Origin of the sequence: Thioalkalivibrio versutus (assembly GCF_001999325.1) — a bacterium.
Taxonomy (GTDB): domain Bacteria; phylum Pseudomonadota; class Gammaproteobacteria; order Ectothiorhodospirales; family Ectothiorhodospiraceae; genus Thioalkalivibrio; species Thioalkalivibrio versutus.
Genome location: NZ_MVAR01000038.1, coordinates 1 through 17,097, shown reverse-complemented (window position 1 = coordinate 17,097; position 17,097 = coordinate 1). Strand labels below are relative to the sequence as shown.

The window sequence follows — 17,097 nt, the reverse complement described above, 5'->3', positions numbered from 1 at the left end:
CCGACGCATGGCCAATCGTCTGGATTTCACCCTGGAGCCTGGTGACCAGGAGACGCTCGCGCGGATCTCCGGGCCGCTGGATGCCCACCTGCGCCTGATCGAGTCGCGCCTGGGCGTGGCCGTGCACAATCGCGGGCCGCGCTTCAATCTCACCGGGCCGGGCGGTGCCGTGAAGGCGGCCGGGGCCTTGATCCACGACCTGCACCGGATGGCGCAGGAAGAACCGGTCAGCCTGGAGCAGGTGCATACCGCGCTGCAGACCGCCCATGTTGAGGGGTTGGCGGAGCCCGAGGGCACGGGCGACGATCCCACGTTGCGCCTCAAACGCGCGGTGATCCGTGGTCGCGGCCCGCGTCAGGCGAAATACCTGTCCGCGATCGCGCGGCACGATCTCAGTTTTGGCATCGGCCCGGCCGGGACCGGCAAGACCTACCTTGCGGTGGCCGCCGCGGTCGCCGCACTGGAGCAGGACCGCGTGCAGCGCCTGGTGCTCGTGCGTCCGGCGGTGGAGGCCGGCGAGCGCCTGGGCTTTTTGCCCGGCGATCTGGCGCAGAAGATCGACCCTTACCTGCGGCCGATGTACGACGCCCTGTACGAACTGATGGGCTTCGATCAGACCGCACGCTTGATGGAACGCCAGGTGATCGAAGTCGCGCCGCTGGCCTACATGCGCGGGCGCACCCTGAACGAGGCCTTCATCATCCTCGACGAGGCGCAGAACACCACCCTCGAGCAGATGAAGATGTTCCTGACCCGCATCGGCTTCGGCTCCACTGCGGTGGTCAACGGCGACATCACCCAGGTTGACCTGCCGCGGGGGCAGGGATCGGGCCTCAAGCACGCGATGCAGATCCTGCAGGGCGTGGAGGGGGTGCATATCACCCGTTTCCAGGCCGGTGACGTGGTGCGCCACCCGCTGGTGCAGCGCATCGTCGAGGCCTACGAGGCCCACGACCATGCGTCTGGCAAGCCGACTGGGGAGTCGGAGCCCGGTTCCGGGCGGGGTGCCGATGGCGCTTGAAATCGCGGTGCAATACGCTGTTCCGCGTGCCGGTCTGCCCGGCCCCACCACCTTGCACCGGGCGGCCCGCGCCGCCTGGCGCGGGGCGGGCGCGGCCACAGTCACTCTGCGCCTGGTGGAGGCCGAGGAGGGACAGTCGCTGAATCACACCTTCCGGGGACGCGACTACGCGACCAATGTGCTGTCATTCCCGGCGCCGGCGCTGCCGCCGGGCTTGCCGCCCGAGGCGAGCGCCTATCTCGGTGATGTCGTCCTGTGCGTGCCGGTGCTGGCGCGCGAGGCGGCGGAACAGGGCAAGACGCTGGCGGCCCATTACCACCACATGGTGGTGCACGGGATGTTGCACCTGCAGGGCATGGATCACCAGACGCCGGACGAGGCCGCGCGGATGGAGGCAATTGAGTCCTCGATCCTGGCCGGGTTAGGCTATCCCAACCCCTACGATGCCGACCCTCCGGCCCGCGTCCTGTCGCCGCATCCTGCCGGAACCGCCCCCGATGCCTGAACCCGAACCCGACGAACAACCCATCTGGCGGCGCTGGCTGATCCGCGCCGGCGAGATCCTGCGCCCGCGCCGCGAGCCGGCGACCCGACACGAGCTGATCGAGTGCCTGCGCGGTGCCCACGCCCGCGAGCTGGTCGATCCCGAGGCCCTGACCATGCTGGAGGGGGTGCTCAACGTCGCGGACATGCAGGTGCGCGACATCATGATCCCGCGCGCGCAGATGGAAGTGGTGCGCCGCGACGCCGGGCTCTCCGAGTTCCTCCCGGACGTGGTCGCTTCCGCGCATTCGCGCCTGCCGGTGGTGGGGGATCACCGCGACGAGGTGGTCGGCGTCCTGCTGGCCAAGGACCTGCTGCGCTTCTTTGGCGAGCCGGACGATGCCGCCTTCGATATGCAGGAAATCCTGCGCCCGGCGGTGTTCGTGCCGGAGAGCAAGCGTCTGAACGTGTTGCTGAAGGAATTTCGCCTGAGCCGCAACCACATGGCGATCGTGGTGGACGAGTATGGCGGCGTGGCCGGCCTGGTGACCATCGAGGACGTTCTGGAGCAGATCGTCGGCGAGATCGAGGACGAGCACGATGTCGAGGACTACCTGACCCAGATCATGCAGCACCCCGGCGGGCGTTACACCATCAAGGCGCTGACCCCGATGGAGGAGTTCAACGCCTACTTCCAGACCGCCTACAGCGAGGACGACTTCGACACCATCGGGGGCCTGGTGCTGTCGCATTTCGGGCATGTCCCGCGTCGTGGCGAACAGATCGTCGTGGATGGTATGCAGTTCCGCGTCCTGCGCGCTGACAACCGGCGCCTGCACCTGCTGGAGATGCGCCTGCCGGAGCCGGACATGCAGGCTGCCACCGGTGAAGGCTCGCAGCCGTTCGATGGTCCGGCCCGGGAGCCGGACGACCGCCACATCCCCTGATCGGCATGCAGACCCTTGTCGAACGCCTGCCGCCCTGGGCCTCCGGGCTCGTTGCCCTGCTGGCCGGGGCGGGTGCAACCCTGGCCTTTGCCCCGGTTGGCTGGTTCCTGGCCGCCCCGTTGGCCCTGGCCGTGTGGTTCGCCCTGTTGCCGGGTGCCCGACCGCGCCGCGCCGCGTGGACGGGCTATGCCTTCGGCCTCGGATTCTTCGGGATGGGGGTGAGCTGGATCTTCAATAGCCTGTTGGTGTTCGGGCAGGCGCCACTGGTGGTCGCCTCGCTGATTACCGTGCTATTCGTACTGGCCCTGGCGGGCTATCCGGCGTTGCTGGCCGGATTGGCGGCGCGCTTCCTGCCACTGGGGCGTCCGGCCGGCTTGCTGGCGCTGGCCGGTGGCCTGGTGCTGATGGAGCTGGCGCGTTCCTGGCTGTTCTCCGGCTTCCCCTGGCTGCTGTTCGGCCACACCGTGCTCGACACGCCGCTACAGCCCTGGCTGCCGCTGGTCGGCGAGCTGGGGGCGGGGCTGGTGGTGGCCCTGCTGGCCGTGGCGCTGGTCCTGGTGTTTCTGACCCGGCAGCGCTGGCTGGGCGCGGGCCTGGTGGGGGCACTGGTGATCGCCTCGTTGTCGCTGGGGCTCGCGCGCTGGGTGGAGCCGGGCGGCGAGACGATCTCGGTGGCCATGGTCCAGGGCAACATCGATCAGGCGCGCAAGTGGGATGCCGATGGCATCGAGTATTCGCTGGGGGTCTACGAGGAACTGACCCGCGAGGCGGGTGAGGTGGACCTGGTGGTCTGGCCGGAGACCGCGATCCCGGCGTTCTATGTCGAGGTCCAGCAGCCACTCGGGCAGCTCGCCCAGTCGCTGGCGGAGCATGACAGCGAACTGGTGACTGGGGTCTTCGACCATGCGTCGGCCGGACGCCATGTGTATAACTCGGTGGTCAACGTGACCACCGGGGCCGGCTACAACAAGCGCCAGCTGGTCCCCTTCGGCGAGTACATCCCGTTGCGCGGCCAGCTCGACTGGCTGGACCGGTTGCTGGCGATCCCGATGTCCGACCTTTCCCCGGGCACCGGCGACGGGCGTATGCGGGTGGCCGGTCAGACCGCCGGGGTCAGCATCTGCTACGAAGCGGCATATTCGCGCCACATCCGCGCCGCGCTGCCGGAGGCCGGCTTCCTGGTCAACGTCTCCAACGACGCCTGGTTTGGCGACAGCCTCGCCCCGGCCCAGCATCTGCAGATTGCCCGGGTACGGGCGGTGGAGACCGGGCGCCCGATGATCCGGGCAACCAATACCGGCATCTCGGCCCTGATTGATGCCGATGGCCGGATACTCGAGCGTTCGGGGATCTTCACCCGCGAGGTAGTCACGGGCACGCTGCAGCCTCGCCACGGCGTGACGCCGGCAACCGCCACCGGGGCGGGGCCGGCCGTGCTGGCCGCGCTGGTGCTGGTGGTTGCCGGTGCCGCGGTCGGCCGTCGCCGCCGACGCTGACGGGTTATTCGGCCTCGGTCCCGCCGGGGCCGCGACGGAACGTCGTGTTGTGGCAGTTGGAGCACGGCGGGATGCGGCCGACCTTCGTCATGTGCACGGGATGGCCGCATTGCTTGCAGAGCAGTTCGCCGGGGCCGGTGATCTCGCCGGTGTGCCACTCGCCCATCACCTGGGCGCGCGCGGTCAGTTCGGTGATCTCGATCCGGGTGCGGTCCGCGATGCGTTCCAGGGCGTTCTTGATGCTGGCCTCGATCAGACCCAGATCGATCTGTAGCCAGCCACGCCAGTCGGAGCTGCGGTTGTCGAGGTAGGCGCCCAGATCCTGCAGGTCGCGGCGCAGGTAGTCCATCACCTCGTGAGCCTCTTCGCGGGTCAGGTCACTGGCCTTCTGCACGCGGTCGCGGGCGTTCTCCAGAGCCTCGGTGATCGCCTTGCTGGTCTTGTCCTCCAGCTTTTCGAGATCCTCGGTGACCTCGTTCAGCATGCGGTGATAGGCATCGCTCAACCGGTGCTCGCGTTCCTGGTCGTGTTCCGGGGCCGTATCCCTGGGTTTGTCGCTCATGCGCTGCTCCTCGCTGATCGATATGTGGCTGTGTGTCCCGTTCGGGGACGTTTCGGATGGTCAATGCGTCCAAGGTAGCACGATGGCCGGGCCGCACCAGCGTCACGGGAGCGGGTTTCGTTGGTTACCGGCAATCAGGGGGTGCATATTGAGCTGCATCTCCCGCAAGGTAGGGGCTAACAACAGTGGAGACGGATATGACGCGACCCGCATCCCTGACCGCGGAGCAGGTCTATCAGCGGTGCCCGCCAGAGCATCTGGATTTCGAGACCACCGAGACGCTGGAGGCGCTCGAGTTGCCCTGTGGCCAGGAACGCGTGCTGCGTGCGCTCGAATTCGGTGCGTCGATGCGTGGCAATGGTTTCAACCTGTTCGTGCTGGGGCCGGCAGGCAGCGGGCGGCACGACCTGGTGCGACGCTTTCTGGAGCGCCGCGCGGCCGACGAGTCTGCCCCGCCGGACTGGGGCTACGTGTTCAACTTTCAGCAGCCGGAGTGTCCGCGGGCCGTTCGTCTAGCGGCCGGCGAGGGCCGAACCCTTCAGGCGGACCTGGACCGTCTGATCGAAGACCTGCATGCCAGTATCCCGGCCGCGTTCGAGAGCGAGGAATACCAGCGGCGCCTGCAGGAGCTGAAGGATGCGTCTGAAGAGGCCCAGACCGAGGGCGCGCGCAAGGTGCAGGAAGAGGCCGAGGCGCACGACATTGCCCTGATCAGCGCGCCACACACCTTCTCGTTCGCGCCGATGCGCGATGGGGAGATCCTCAAGCCGGAGGAATACGACGCACTGTCCGAGGAGGAACGCGGGCGCATCGACGAGAAGGTCGAGGAGCTGCAGGAGAAGTTGCAGCAGGTCATGCACCAGGTGCCTCGCCTGCGCAAGGAGCTGCAGGAGAAGATTCGGGCCCTGAATGCGGAGATGCTGCAATGGGCCCTGGGCGGTCCGATCCACGAGTTGAAGGAGAAATGGTCGCACCGGCCGGCGGTGGTCGAGCATCTGGAGGCGATCCTCGACGAGGTGGTGAGACACGCGGAGGCGTTTCGCGGCGGCCGTAGCCATGCCCCGCCCGAGGGGCTGCTGGAACGGTTTCGCATCAACCTGCTGGTGGATCACGCGGACACGCGGGGCGCCCCGGTGATCTACGAGGACCTGCCGAATCATCAGCACTTGACCGGCCTGATCGAGCACCAGGTGCACGAGGGGGCCCTGGTTACCGATTTCTCGCTGGTGCGCGCCGGGGCCCTGCACCGGGCCAGTGGCGGTTACCTGATCGTGGATGCCCGGCGTGTGCTGACGCAGCCGCTGGCCTGGGAGAGCCTCAAACGGGTCCTGTTTTCCGGCGAAATCCGCATCGAGTCCCTGGAGCGCCTGTTCGGGCTGGTGAGTGCGGTGGGGCTGGAGCCGGATCCCATTCCGGTGACCCCGAAGGTGGTGCTGATCGGTGATCGCCTGTTGTACTACCTGCTGTCCGCGTTCGATCCGGACTTCCTTGAGTTGTTCAAGGTCGAGGCCGACTTCGAGGACGACTTGGACCGCAGCGACGCCAGTCATGTGCTGTATGCGCGCATGCTGGCCACGATGGCGCGGCGTGTCGAACTACGGCCGCTGAACCGCGAGGCGGTGGCGCGCGTGATCGAGCATGCCAGCCGTCTGGCCGGCGACCAGTGCAAGCTGTCGGCCCACGATCGCACCCTGCGCGACCTGCTGCTGGAGGCCGACCACTGGGCGAGGAAGGCCGGCGCGGACGTCGTCGGCGCCGGGCATGTCGAACAGGCCATCCGGGAACGCCAGGAGCGCGGTGCGCGGCTACAGCGCCGCAGCCTGGAGCAGATCCGTCGCGGGGTGGTGCTGATCGCCACCAGCGGGGCGCAGATTGCCCAGGTCAACGGGCTGTCGCTGCTGCAGCTGGGCGACGCGATGTTCGGGCGGCCAATCCGGATCACCGCGACCGCGCGCTCGGGCAAGGGCCATGTGGTCGACATCGAACGCGAGGCCAAGCTGGGTGGCCCGGTGCACAGCAAGGCGGTGATGATCCTGTCCCGGTTCATCGCCAGCCACTATGCCGAGGACAGCGAGCTCTCGCTGTCCGCCAGCCTGGCCTTCGAGCAGTCGTATGGCGACATCGAGGGGGATTCCGCCTCGGTGGCCGAGACCTGCGCGTTGTTGTCGGCGATCGCGCGGATCCCGTTGCGCCAGTCGCTGGCGGTTACCGGCTCGCTCAACCAGCATGGCGAGGTCCAGGCCGTGGGTGGGGTCAACGAGAAGATCGAGGGCTTCTTCGACGTCTGTCGCGAGGCCGGCGAACTGGATGGTCACGGTGTGCTGTTGCCGGGGAGTAATGTCGAGAACCTGATGCTGCGCCACGACGTCCGCGAGGCGATCGCGGAGGGACGATTCCATGTCTACCCCGTAGCCACGGTGGACGAGGCCATCGAGCTCCTGACCGGGATGACGGCGGGTGAACGCGGCGCGTGGGGGGGGTTCCCGGCGGGCAGCTTCAACCGCGTGGTCGCCGATCGCCTGGCGGCGTTTGCGCGTTTGAGCCATCGGCGCGGGTCCCGCGATGACGATGCGGAAGCCACGCCGGGCGGCCCCTCCGGGGAGGATGCCTGAGGGGGCATCAATTGGTGTCCCCCGGGGCTTCCGTCCGCCGACCCGAGATGGAGCGCGAGGTGGACTGGCATGGGCCCGACGCGGGGTCGGACCCATCGCGTGGGGCGTCGCTGGGGATTAACGGGCGTCGACCAGATCCCGGTAGCCGTGCCACATGGCAAAGCCCAGCCAGGGGAAGATCACGATCAGCGCCAGCAGCGCAGTCGCCACCGAGACCATGAACAGCGCGGTGATGATCAGGCCCCACAGGATCAGCGTACCCGGGTTGTGACTGAAGGCCTTCAGGCTGACCCCGATCGATTCGATCAGGCTCTTTTGCGGGGCGTCATCGCGGATCCGGTGATCCAGCAGGGCCGGGATCGTGACCAGGCTGAGGGCGAATACCGCGAGGCCGAACACGATGGCGGCCACCACCACCCCGACCAGCGAGATGATGCCGGCACCGCTGCTGAGCATCGCGCCCACCAGGTGGTGCAACTGTCCCATGACCGCGATTTCGCCGATGTTAAGCACCGCGATCCACATCCAGACAAAGCTGGCCCAGATCACGAACAGGATGGCCAGCAGCGCGGCAAAGGCCCAGATCGAGCCACCCATCGGCCCCAGCCAGCCGAGACCGGAACCGCCCGGTTCGCCGCGCTCTTTCTGCAGCGCGAGGTAATTCACACCGACGGCGAGTACGGGTCCGAGGAGCAGGATGCCGGCCAGAAGCGAGAAGGCCATCCACGGCTGATTCCAGGACAGGCCCAGCAGGATCAGCGCGGCCAGGGTGATCACCAGGCCGTGCACCAGGGCCACTGGCATCTGCCAGAGGTCTCGCCAGCCCTTGCCGAGCCAGGTGCCCAGGTCCTCCGTCGCGACCTCGCGGATGGCCGGGGAATCCGTCTCCGGCGTGTGTTCGGGGACCGTTTCCCCCAAGTCCTCGGGATAGGCGCGCTGCAGCATGGGGACCACGTCTTTCTCTTCACTCATAACCTGCCTCCTGAGAACGTTCTGCCAACCGCTTTCTTTGAATGTAGGTCTTGTGGCAGTCAGGTAGGGGTACTGTTCCCGGCGTTGCGTGACGGATATCACATCGAAGACGTGTGGCGAGGGGTGGCCGGGCGGTTTCCCAGCCGCTTGGAGGGGGTGGGGGCGACTGGTATTCTGCGCAGTTCTTTGTTTCACGCGAACACACAGGGCAGGTGGGCCACATGCAGGAGCAGTATTCCCCGGAGATGATCGAGGCGCAGGTGCAGCGCCAGTGGGAGGAGGCCGACTGCTTCCGGGCGCGCGAGGATGCCGCCGGCGAGCCGTTCTACTGCCTGTCCATGTTCCCGTACCCCTCGGGCAAGCTGCACATGGGGCATGTGCGCAACTACACCATCGGCGACGTGATCGCGCGCTTCCAGCGCATGCAGGGGCGCAGCGTGCTGCAGCCGATGGGCTGGGACGCCTTTGGCCTGCCGGCCGAGAACGCGGCGATGCAGAACCACGTGCCGCCGGCGGCCTGGACCCGCCAGAACATCGAGCAGATGCGCACCCAGCTCAAGCGCCTGGGCTTTGCCTACGACTGGTCGCGCGAGTTCGCCACCTGCGACGCCGATTACTACCGCTGGGAACAGTGGCTGTTCGTGCGCCTGCTGAAGAAAGGCCTGGTCTATCGCAAGAAGGCGACCGTGAACTGGGACCCGGTGGACCAGACCGTGCTCGCCAACGAACAGGTGATCGAGGGCCGTGGCTGGCGCTCCGGGGCGGTCGTCGAGCGCCGCGAGATGCCGCAGTGGTTCCTGCGCATCACCGACTACGCCGACGAGCTGCTGGAGGCCCTGGACGCGCTGGACGGCTGGCCGGACCAGGTGCGCACCATGCAGCGCAACTGGATCGGGCGTTCCGAGGGCGTGGAACTCGAGTTCGCGGTGGACGGTGGCGAGGCGCTGGCTGTCTACACCACGCGCCCGGATACCCTGTTCGGCGTCTCCTACATGGCGCTGGCGCCGGAGCACCCACGGGTGCAGGCGCTGGCGGAGCAGGACGCCGAGCTGGCCGCGTTTGTCGCGGATTGCGCGCAGGGCGGGGTGGCCGAGGCGGACCTGGCCACGATGGAGAAGAAGGGCCGCGCGCTGGGCTTCACCGCCCGCCACCCGCTGACCGGCGAGGATGTCCCGGTCTGGGTCGCCAACTTCGTGCTGATGGAATACGGCACCGGCGCGGTGATGGCCGTGCCCGCGCATGACGAGCGCGACCACGAGTTCGCGACGAAATATGGCCTGCCGATCCGCCAGGTGATCGCCCCGGCGGATGGCGCCACGGTCGATGTGCAGCAGGCCGCGTTCACCGAGGCCGGCGTGCTGGTGAACTCCGGTGATTTCGACGGCCAGGCATCGGAGGCGGCCAAGGCAGCGATCGCCGAGCACTTGGAGCAGACCGGCATCGGCCGGCGCCGGCGCAACTACCGCCTGCGCGACTGGGGCATCTCGCGCCAGCGCTACTGGGGTTGCCCGATCCCGGTGATCCACTGCGAGGCCTGCGGGGCGGTGCCGGTGCCGGAAGCCGACCTGCCGGTGCGCCTGCCCGAGGACGTGATCCCGGACGGCGCCGGCTCGCCGCTGGCGCGCATGCCCGAATTCTTCGAGACCCCGTGCCCGGAATGCGGCCAACCGGCGCGGCGCGAGACCGATACCTTCGACACCTTCTTCGAATCCAGCTGGTACTTCGCCCGCTACGCCTGCGCCGACAACGGCACAGCCATGCTGGATGCACGCGCCGACCACTGGCTGCCGGTCGACCAGTATGTCGGCGGCATCGAGCACGCGGTGCTGCACCTGTTGTACGCGCGCTTCTTCCACAAGCTGCTGCGCGACGAGGGCCTGCTGGCCTCCGACGAGCCGTTCACCCGCTTGCTGACCCAGGGCATGGTGATCGCACCGACCTTCTATCGCGAGCGTGCTGACGGCGGGAAGGACTGGATCAACCCGGCGGATGTCGAACTGGAGCGCGCCGAGGACGGTTCGGTGAAGGCCGCGCGCCACCGCGAGGACGGGGCGCCGGTCGTGGTCGGCGGCATGGAGAAGATGTCCAAGTCGAAGAACAACGGCGTGGACCCGCAGGCCCTGATCGAGCGCTTCGGCGCCGATACCGCGCGGCTGTTCACCATGTTCGCCGCACCCCCGGACCTGTCGCTGGAATGGTCCGACTCCGGCGTGGAGGGCGCGCATCGCTTCATCAAGCGGCTGTGGCGCGCGGTGCACGAGCATGTGGGCGGCGAGTCGCCCGGGGCGCTGGACACGGACGCGCTGGACGATGCCGGGCGCGAGCTGCGGCGCAAGCTGCACGACACCATCGCCAAGGTCACTGACGACATCGGCCGGCGCCAGACCTTCAACACCGCGGTGGCCGCGAACATGGAACTGCTGAACGACCTCGGCAAGTTCCCGCAGGACGCCGCCGGGGCCCCGGCCGTGCGCCAGGAGGCGCTGGAGGGCATCGTGCGCATGCTGGCCCCGATCATCCCGCACGTGACCGAAACGCTGTGGCGGACCCTGGGTCACGACGAGCTGGTGGCCGCCACGCAATGGCCGCAGGTCGACGAGGCCGCACGCCAGGCCGCGCAGGAGACCCTGGCGGTGCAGGTGAACGGCAAGCGCCGTGCCGAGATCGCGGTCCCGTCCGGGGCCGACAAGGACGCGATCGAGACCGTTGCGCGCAACGACGAGAACGTGCAGCGCCATATCGAGGGGCAGGATGTGATCAAGGTGATTGTCGTTCCCGGCCGTCTGGTCAATTTCGTGGTGAAGCCGCAATGAGCGCCCTTTTGCGCGCGGGTCTGGTACTGGTCCTGGTGGCCGCGCTGGCCGCCTGCGGCTTTCAGCTGCGTGGCGGTAGCGAGTGGCCGGAGACACTGAATCCGGTGCAGATCACGGGCATCAATGCGCGCGACTCGCTGTACCGCGAACTGGCCGTGACCCTGGGCTCCTCGGGCGTGGACGTCGTGCGCCAGCGCCCGGAGGGCCAGGGTGCGATCCTGGAGATCCGTTCGGTCAACGATCAGCGCCGCACGCTGTCGGTGACCGAGGCCGCGCGGGTGTCCGAGTACGAACTGGTGCGCACGGTCGACGCGCGCCTGCGCCCGGTGGACGGCGAGGCGGTCGACCTGGGGCCAATGCGCGCCTCGCGCATCTATCTGTTCGATGGCACCGCGGTGCTCAGCCGGGGCGAGCGCGAATCCACCCTGCGCGAGGCGATGGACCGCGACATCGTCAGCCAGCTGCAGCGCCGGATTGCCGCCCTGATCGAGCCGGACGGCAGCCTGCGCGAAGCCGCGGAGGACCCGGCCCCGTAATGGCGCTGGATATCGCCCGCCTGGAGCAGGATCTGGCGCGCGGGCTCGCGCCGATCTACCTGTTGCTGGCCGAGGAGCCGTTGCAGGCGATCGAGGCGGCCGATGCGATCCGCGCTGCCGCCCGCGAGCAGGGCTTCCTGGAGCGCACGGTGCTGGACCTGACCGCGCAATCGGACTGGGGCCCGTTCGAGGCCGCGATCCGCGACCGGTCGCTGTTTGCCGAGCGCACGGTGCTGGACGTGCGCCTGGCGACCGGCAAGCCGGGCAAGACCGGTGGCGACCACCTGAAGGCCTACGCCGGCGACCCGCAGGCTGACCTGGTTCTGCTGCTGCAGTTGCCGCGGCCGGATCGCGACATGCGGCGGGCGGCCTGGTTCAAGGCCCTGGAGAACCGTGCGGTGGTGATCCACGCGCGCCCGGTGCCGCCGGCCCAGCTGGGTAGCTGGATCCGTGCGCGGCTGCAGAGGAACGGTCTGCGCATCACCGACCCGGCGCTGGCGTTGCTGGTCGCGCGGGTGGAGGGCAACCTGCTGGCCGCGCGCCAGGAGATCGAGAAGCTGGCACTGGCCGGCGTGACCGAGATCGACGAGACCGTGCTGGCGGAGGCCACCACGGATTCCGCCCGCTTCGAGCTGTTTGCCCTGGCCCCGACCGCGCTGCGCGGTGATGTCCGCCACGCCCTGCGCATGCTGGAGGGGCTGCTGGACGAGGGCCAGGCCGAGCCGCTGATCCTGTGGGCGCTGGCGCGCGAATGCCGGCTGCTGGTGCAGGCGATGGAGCGCAAGGCCGCCGGTGCGCCCGACCGCGAGGCGTTCCAGGGCAGCTTTGGCGACGGCCAGAAGGCCCTGCGCCAGGCAATGTCGCGCCTGGACCTGAGCGCGGCGCGGGGCCTGCTGGGCGAGGCCGCGCGCGTGGATCGGGTCATCAAGGGTCAGGAAAACGGCAATGCCCGGCAGGGGTTGCTAGACTTGGTGGCCCGTATGGCGGGGCGGCCGCTGACCCGACCCGAACCCGCACTGAATTCTCAACGAGTCTGACTGCATGAACGCTGCCGTGAACCCCACTGAATCCGCCGCTACCAGCGGCGTGGTCGCCCAGGTCGAGGCGCTCGGCCGCGCTGCGCGCGCCGCATCGCGGCGCATGGCCGAGGCCGAGCCGGGGGCGAAGAACGCCGCACTGCATGCGATCGCCGAGGGCATCGCCGCGCGCCGCGCCGAGCTGAATGAGGCCAACAGCCGTGACCTGGAGGCCGGGCGCGAGCGCGGCCTGGACGCCGCGATGCTGGATCGCCTGGCGCTGACCGATGCCCGCATCGATACCATGATCGAGGGCTGCCGCCAGGTAGCCGGGCTGCCCGACCCGGTGGGCACGATCTCCGACATGGCCTACCAGCCGAGCGGTATCCAGGTCGGCCAGATGCGCGTACCGCTGGGCGTGATCGGGATCATCTACGAGTCGCGGCCGAACGTGACCATCGACGCCGCCGCGCTGTGCCTGAAGTCCGGCAATGCGGCGATCCTGCGTGGCGGCTCCGAGTCGCTGCATTCCAATCAGGCCCTGGCCGCGATTATCCAGGCCGGGCTGGAGCAGGCGGGGTTGCCGCGCGAGGCGGTGCAGGTGGTGCCGACCACCGACCGCGCGGCGGTCGGCGCGCTGCTGCGCATGCCGCAGTACGTCGACGTGATCGTCCCGCGCGGCGGCAAGGGCCTGATCGAGCGCGTCAGCAACGAGTCGCAGATCCCGGTGATCAAGCACCTGGACGGCGTCTGCCACGTGTACGTGGATGGCGGTGCGGATGCCGACAAGGCGCTGGCCGTCGCGGTGAACGCGAAGACCCAGCGCTACGGCACCTGCAACACCATGGAGACGCTGCTGGTGCACGCGGACCAGGCCGAGGCCTTCCTGCCGCGCCTGGCCACGGTCCTGGGCGAGCACCAGGTGAGCCTGCGCGGCTGCGCGCGGACCCGCGCCATCCTCGCCGATAGCGGGGCCGACATCGCGGAGGCCACCGAGGACGACTGGGTGGCCGAATACCTGGGGCCGATCCTCGCGATCCGCGTGGTCGACGACCTCGATATGGCGATCGATCACATCAATACCTATGGCTCGCACCACACCGACAGCATCGTGACCGAGGACTACACCCGCGCCCGGCGTTTCCTGCGCGCGGTGGACTCCAGCTCGGTCATGGTGAATGCCTCCACCCGCTTCGCCGACGGCTTCGAGTACGGCCTGGGCGCGGAGATCGGCATCTCCACCGACAAGTTGCATGCCCGGGGCCCGGTGGGCCTGCACGGGCTGACCACGCTCAAGTACGTGGTGTTCGGCGACGGCCATGTACGTGGCTAAGGGAGACGCGCGATTGAATCAGCGTCTCCCTGGGGCGATCCCCGCGTGATCGGGATCCTCGGCGGCACCTTCGACCCGATCCACTTCGGCCACCTGCGCCCGGCGCTGGAGATCCAGCAGCACCTGGGGCTGGAGCGCGTGCACTTCATCCCCTGCCACGTACCGCCGCATCGTGCGAGCCCCGGAACCGGCAGCGACGACCGCCTGGCGATGGTGGAGCAGGCGATTGCGGACGTACCGGGATTCGTCGCCGACCGTCGCGAGCTGGATCGTCAGGGGCCGTCCTACACCGTGGATACCCTGCTCAGTTTCCGCGAGGAGCTGGGGCCGGACGCGCCGTTGGTGCTGATCATGGGCATGGACGCCTTCGCCGGGCTGCCATCGTGGAACCGCTGGCAGCAGATCTTCGAGCTGGCGCATATCGTGGTCTCGCACCGCCCCGGCAGCCCGGCCTCCCACGATCTGGGCGGCTGGCTGGGGAACGCCGCGACGCACGACCCGGCGGCGCTGCGCAAGGCGCCCGGGGGACTGGTCTACTTCCAGCCGGTGACCCAGCTCGACATCTCCGCCACCGCCATCCGGGACGAGCTGCAGGCCGGGCGCAGCCCGCGCTTCCTGCTCCCCGGGGCCGTCAATCGCTACATCCAGGACCACGGTCTGTACCGGGCCGGGTCGAACCGCAATCACGGGACATGACCGACACAATGAACAGCGAACAACTCCTGGAGCTGGTGACCACCGCTCTGGACGACATGAAGGCACAGAACATCCGCACCATCGACGTGCGTGGCAAGACCACGCTGACGGATTTCATGGTGATCGCCTCCGGGACCTCCGGGCGTCACGTGCAGTCCACCGCCGAGTCGGTGGCCACCGAGGCCAAGCAGGCCGGCATCCCGCCCTTGGGGGTCGAGGGTCAGGAGAGCCAGGAGTGGGTGCTGGTGGACCTGAACGATGTGATCGTCCACGTGATGCTCCCGGAGACCCGCGACTTCTACAACCTGGAGAAGCTCTGGATGGCGGAGGAGGCCGCGGACACCGAAAAGGCCGCCCCCGAGGACCCCAGCCTGGAGCGGGTCCGGCGCCTGCGGCGCTGAACGCCGAGCGAGGCTTCGCCCGATGCGCCTGGACCTGATCGCGATCGGCAAGCGCATGCCCGACTGGGTGGCGGATGGCTTCGCCGAATACGCCGGGCGCCTGCCGCGCGAACTGGAGCTGAACCTGCAGGCCCTTCCGGGGCCTTCCGGCGCGAAGTCCATGGATACCACCACGCTCCTGCGCCGCGAGGGCGAGATCCTGTTGAAGGCGATCCCCGAGGGTGCCCGCGTGATCCTGCTGGACGAGCGCGGCAAGGCCGTCGACACCAGGGGCGTGGCGAAGCGCCTGGAAGGTTGGCAGACCGATGGGCGTGACGTTGCGCTGGTGATCGGGGGCGCCGCCGGGCTGGACGAGGCCGTGCGTGCCCGCGCCGAGTGGGCCTGGTCGCTGTCGCCGCTGACCTTCCCGCACATGCTGGTGCGGGTGCTGGTCGCCGAGCAGCTCTACCGCGCCTGGTCGCTATTGAACAACCATCCCTATCACCGCGCCTGAGTCCCGCATGAGCCTGACGCCGCCGCTGTTGCTCGCCTCCGCCTCGCCGCGTCGGCGGGAACTGTTGGAGCAGGTCCAGCTTGCCTTCGAGGTGGCGCCGATGGACGTGGACGAGAGCGCGCAGCCGGGCGAGACGCCGGAGGCCCTGGTCGAGCGCCTGGCCGTCGCCAAGGCGGAGGCGGCGCGCGATCGCCTGGCCTCCGGCCAGTGGGTGCTGGCGGCCGACACCGTGGTCGCCGTGGATGCCGACGCACTGGGCAAGCCCGCGGATTTCGCCGACGCCGCCGCCATGCTCGGGCGGCTGTCCGGGCGCGAGCACCGGGTCGTGTCCGGCATGGCCCTGTGGCGCCCCGGCGAGGCCATGCGCGCCCGTCACGTGACGACCCGGGTACGCCTGCGCGAGCTGAGCCCGGCCGACATCGAGACCTACTGGGCGACCGGCGAACCGCGCGGCAAGGCCGGCGCCTACGCCATCCAGGGCCGCGGCGCGGCCTTTGTCGCGTGGATCGAGGGCTCCTACACCAATGTGGTCGGGCTGCCCCTGTTCGAGCTGGAGGCCTGGCTGCGCGAGATCCCCGACCCGCCGCCGCGCGTCTGATCCGCGTCTCCGCAGCCCGCCCTTACTGGATAGTGTGGTGTTCCAGTGGGTAGCCGCGCTCCTTGAAGAAGCGGTAGCGGCTACGGCCGGCCTCGCGCCCCGTCTCGTCGCCACCGACGATGTCGGCGACCCGTTCGAAACGCCCGCAGTACTCCGGGACCTCGGGGGCGAGGTTGATCAGCACGTCGCAGCGATCCGGCGGGGCATGCGCCTCGTGCAGGGAAACCGCGACGTCCGTGTCGCGCACATCGGTGCTGTGCGGGACGAAGGCGGTGTCCTCGAAGGTCCACAGCCATTCATCCAGGGTGCGCGTCAGTTCCGGTGAGCCGGTATGGATATGCACGCGGTGGCCCTGGCCGCTGGCCTTCTTCGCCAGCCGACAGACGAAGCGCAGGCGTGCCTCCGGGGCCGGGTCCTTGAGCAGGTAGAAGCTGACGTGGGTCATGCCCGCAAGCCCCGGATCAGGCCTGGTCGAGCAGGTAGCGCATCAGCATCGGGACCGGCCGCCCGGTCGCGCCCTTTTCCTTGCCGCTCTTCCAGGCCACGCCGGCGATGTCGACATGCGCCCAGGTGTAGTCCTCGGTATAGCGCGACAGGAAGCAGGCGGCGGTGATGGTGCCGGCCGGGCGCCCGCCGATGTTGGCCATGTCGGCGAAATTGCTCTTCAGCTGTTCTTGGTATTCCGGCCACAGCGGGAGCTGCCAGGCGCGATCCCCGCTCTCTTCGCCAGCAGCCAGCAGGCCCTTGGCCAGGCGCTCGTTGTTGCCGAGCACGGCCGCGCCCTGGTGGCCCAGTGCGATGATGCAGGCGCCGGTCAGGGTGGCGATGTCGATCACCGCCTTTGGCTTGTAGCGCTCGACCCAGGTCAGCGCGTCGGCCAGGACCAGGCGGCCCTCGGCGTCGGTGTTCAGGATCTCCACTGTCTGTCCGGACAGGGTGGTGATGATGTCGCCCGGGCGCGTCGCGCGGCCGTCGGGCATGTTCTCGGCGCTGGTGACCACACCGACCACGTTGATCGGCAGGCCCAGTTCGCAGCAAGCCTCGATCACGCCAAACACGCTGGCCGCGCCGCACATGTCGTACTTCATCTCGTCCATCTCGGCGCCGGGCTTGAGCGA

Annotated in this window: 17 protein-coding genes; 13 read left to right on the top strand and 4 right to left on the bottom strand. The window is 68.8% G+C overall.

Going from position 1 to position 17,097, the window contains the following annotated elements:
* The first annotated feature begins 7 nt into the window (after positions 1-7).
* Genes B0684_RS12405 through lnt form a run of 4 tightly spaced genes read left to right on the top strand, consistent with a single transcriptional unit; the run spans position 8 to position 3,947 of the window.
* Positions 8-1,021 (top strand): PhoH family protein, encoded by a 1,014-nt coding sequence (locus B0684_RS12405; protein WP_018650505.1) that lies wholly within the window; start codon positions 8-10, stop codon positions 1,019-1,021.
* Positions 1,011-1,526, top strand: a complete 516-nt coding sequence (ybeY, locus tag B0684_RS12400; protein ID WP_018168199.1) for an rRNA maturation RNase YbeY — start codon at positions 1,011-1,013, stop codon at positions 1,524-1,526. Before B0684_RS12405 ends, ybeY begins: the two co-directional genes overlap by 11 nt.
* Positions 1,519-2,451: an HlyC/CorC family transporter gene (locus B0684_RS12395; protein WP_018176983.1), complete on the top strand. Its 933-nt coding sequence runs from the start codon at positions 1,519-1,521 to the stop codon at positions 2,449-2,451. The genes ybeY and B0684_RS12395 overlap by 8 nt, the downstream gene beginning before the upstream one ends.
* Before the next feature lie 5 nt (positions 2,452-2,456).
* Entirely contained in the window at positions 2,457-3,947 is a 1,491-nt protein-coding gene (gene lnt, locus B0684_RS12390; protein WP_018168197.1) for an apolipoprotein N-acyltransferase, read from the top strand.
* Positions 3,948-3,951: 4 nt separating this feature from the next.
* On the opposite strand, the gene B0684_RS12385 is transcribed toward lnt, so the two are convergent.
* On the bottom strand, positions 3,952-4,509 hold the full coding sequence (locus tag B0684_RS12385; protein ID WP_018168196.1) for a zinc ribbon-containing protein: 558 nt from the start codon (positions 4,507-4,509) through the stop codon (positions 3,952-3,954).
* A gap of 197 nt (positions 4,510-4,706) precedes the next feature.
* Here B0684_RS12385 and B0684_RS12380 point away from each other — a divergent pair, with 197 nt between their 5' ends.
* Entirely contained in the window at positions 4,707-7,121 is a 2,415-nt protein-coding gene (locus tag B0684_RS12380) for a Lon protease family protein (RefSeq protein ID WP_018176982.1), read from the top strand.
* Between the two features lie 117 nt (positions 7,122-7,238).
* Here the strand turns inward: B0684_RS12380 and B0684_RS12375 are convergent, their stop codons facing one another.
* Complete coding sequence (locus B0684_RS12375; RefSeq protein WP_018650504.1) at positions 7,239-8,093, bottom strand: DUF2189 domain-containing protein; 855 nt, start codon at positions 8,091-8,093, stop codon at positions 7,239-7,241.
* 221 nt (positions 8,094-8,314) lie between these two features.
* On the opposite strand from B0684_RS12375, the gene leuS reads away from it, so the two are divergent.
* Genes leuS through B0684_RS12335 form a run of 8 tightly spaced genes read left to right on the top strand, consistent with a single transcriptional unit; the run spans position 8,315 to position 15,979 of the window.
* The gene (gene leuS, locus B0684_RS12370; protein ID WP_018168194.1) at positions 8,315-10,906 is read left to right on the top strand and encodes a leucine--tRNA ligase; all 2,592 of its coding nucleotides are present in this window, start codon (positions 8,315-8,317) and stop codon (positions 10,904-10,906) included.
* Positions 10,903-11,442, top strand: coding sequence for an LPS-assembly lipoprotein LptE (locus tag B0684_RS12365; protein WP_026305879.1), 540 nt, complete (start codon positions 10,903-10,905; stop codon positions 11,440-11,442). Before leuS ends, B0684_RS12365 begins: the two co-directional genes overlap by 4 nt.
* Complete coding sequence (gene holA / locus B0684_RS12360; protein WP_018168192.1) at positions 11,442-12,479, top strand: DNA polymerase III subunit delta; 1,038 nt, start codon at positions 11,442-11,444, stop codon at positions 12,477-12,479. The genes B0684_RS12365 and holA overlap by 1 nt, the downstream gene beginning before the upstream one ends.
* 4 nt (positions 12,480-12,483) lie before the next feature.
* Positions 12,484-13,791, top strand: coding sequence for a glutamate-5-semialdehyde dehydrogenase (locus B0684_RS12355; RefSeq protein WP_018650503.1), 1,308 nt, complete (start codon positions 12,484-12,486; stop codon positions 13,789-13,791).
* Positions 13,792-13,836: 45 nt separating this feature from the next.
* Positions 13,837-14,487 (top strand): nicotinate-nucleotide adenylyltransferase, encoded by a 651-nt coding sequence (gene nadD / locus B0684_RS12350; RefSeq protein ID WP_018168190.1) that lies wholly within the window; start codon positions 13,837-13,839, stop codon positions 14,485-14,487.
* Between the two features lie 8 nt (positions 14,488-14,495).
* Complete coding sequence (gene rsfS, locus B0684_RS12345) at positions 14,496-14,888, top strand: ribosome silencing factor (RefSeq protein ID WP_018146421.1); 393 nt, start codon at positions 14,496-14,498, stop codon at positions 14,886-14,888.
* Positions 14,889-14,910: 22 nt separating this feature from the next.
* Positions 14,911-15,381: a 23S rRNA (pseudouridine(1915)-N(3))-methyltransferase RlmH gene (gene rlmH, locus B0684_RS12340; RefSeq protein ID WP_018168189.1), complete on the top strand. Its 471-nt coding sequence runs from the start codon at positions 14,911-14,913 to the stop codon at positions 15,379-15,381.
* A gap of 7 nt (positions 15,382-15,388) precedes the next feature.
* Positions 15,389-15,979 carry a Maf family protein gene (locus B0684_RS12335; protein ID WP_018168188.1) on the top strand — a complete coding sequence of 197 codons (591 nt, stop codon included), beginning with the start codon at positions 15,389-15,391 and terminating at the stop codon, positions 15,977-15,979.
* Between the two features lie 22 nt (positions 15,980-16,001).
* Here the strand turns inward: B0684_RS12335 and B0684_RS12330 are convergent, their stop codons facing one another.
* Complete coding sequence (locus B0684_RS12330; RefSeq protein ID WP_018168187.1) at positions 16,002-16,424, bottom strand: DNA polymerase III subunit chi; 423 nt, start codon at positions 16,422-16,424, stop codon at positions 16,002-16,004.
* A gap of 16 nt (positions 16,425-16,440) precedes the next feature.
* Positions 16,441-17,097 (bottom strand): leucyl aminopeptidase (locus B0684_RS12325; RefSeq protein WP_077277040.1); only part of this gene is annotated, 657 nt, incomplete at its 5' end.